This window comes from Streptomyces fuscigenes (assembly GCF_021556455.1).
GTDB classification, from domain to species: Bacteria; Actinomycetota; Actinomycetes; order Streptomycetales; family Streptomycetaceae; genus Streptomyces; species Streptomyces fuscigenes.
This window is the reverse complement of sequence record NZ_JAKGCV010000747.1, coordinates 1-1,456: the sequence shown is the minus strand read 5'-3', so window position 1 is coordinate 1,456 and position 1,456 is coordinate 1. Positions and strand designations below refer to the sequence as shown.

General features: G+C 78.5%; 1 protein-coding gene. It reads right to left on the bottom strand.

The window, feature by feature from the left end; genetic code table 11:
• Positions 1-1,291 (bottom strand): NAD(P)/FAD-dependent oxidoreductase (locus L1885_RS28285; protein ID WP_372482058.1); only part of this gene is annotated, 1,291 nt, incomplete at its 3' end.
• Positions 1,292-1,456: the final 165 nt, after the last annotated feature.

Here is a 1,456-nt window from a genome sequence, read left to right as displayed (position 1 = left end):
GCCGCGCGGCGCCTCCCGCCAGGTCCGCCAGGACCGCGCGGGCGGCCCTGCGGCCCGAGTGCAGGGCGCCCTGGACGGTGTTCGTGTCGCGGTGGTCGCCGCACACGTACAGCCCGCCCAGCAGGCGCACGGACCGCCGCGGGTCGTGCGGCGGGCGCATCACCGGGACGGCCTCCGGGTCGTGGTGGGAGGCGAGGACCTCCCACCGTCCCGTCGGCACGCCGTACATCCGCGCCAGATGGCCGCGCACCTCCGCCTCCGGCGGGGGCGGCCCGAGCACGGTCGACGACACGAGGGCGCGCCCCCGCGGCGCGCGGCCCGGATCCACCGCGCTCATGACCGCGGTGTGCGACACCGGCCCGCCGAGGTCGGCGTCGAGCAGCAGCGCCGTACCGGTGCCCGGCTCGGCGGGCGCGGCGTGGTGGAAGACCGTGACCTGCTGGAAGTCCGGTACGCGCAGCCCCGGCAGCAGCTCGGCCGCGGCCCGCGCGCCGGTCGCGACCACCAGCGCCCGGCAGGCGATCTCGCCGTGCTCCTTGGTCGTCACGCGGTTGATCGACGCGTCCGTCACGCACACGTCCGTGTGCACCGCGCACCCCTGCGGCAGCGTCGCCGCGAGGATCTCCGGCAGCACGGCCGATCCTCCCTCGGGCACGCAGAGCCGCCCGCGCGCGAAGGAGCGCAGCGCCAGGTCCGCGCCCCGGCTGGAGGACGTCAGCCCCGGGTCGTACAGCAGCGCCGAGAGCAGCAGCCGGGTCAGCGGCGACGCATACGCCTCGCGCGCGGTGCGCTCCGGCCGGGCGAGCAGTCGCTCCGCGGGCGTGGTCGCGAGCCGGCCGAGGGCGGCGCCCAGGCGCGCGTGGTCCAGAGCTGCGGCCCGCGGCGGCAACGGAGCCAGAGGGGCGCTCGCGAGGGCGCGTATGCCCTTGAGTGCGCCCCTCGTGCCCCGGGCCGGGCGCACCACGCCCGCCCGGTGGCGCCGGCCGTCGCTGTGGACGGTGAATCCGGGGGCGAACGGCCTCAGCGGCAGGGCCTCCAGGCCCGGGGTGCGGCGCAGCTCCGGGTACGCCGTGCTGAGCAATGGGCCGACGCGGTCGAGCAGGAAGCCGTCGACCCGTTCCGTCGCCATGCGTCCCCCCACCCGGGGAGCCGCTTCGAGCACGGTGACGCTCAGCCCCCCGGCCGCCAGGTGGTGCGCGGCGGCGAGACCTGCGGCGCCTGCCCCGATGACGACGACGTCGGCCCGGGAGTCCATGGCGGTGACGCTGACGCGCGGTGCTGATTCGAGCACGTGCCCTCCCCGGAGTCGCCGCGGCCGGCCGGGCCTCGGGGGTCTCCCGACGGCCCCCGGCCACGGCCGCGTTCGCGCTGAGGCTAGGGCCGGTGGCGGCCGTTCCGGGCGCGCGCGGAGCAGGGGCACCGGAGCATGGGCGGCGCGCGCCCGTACGGCCCGCGC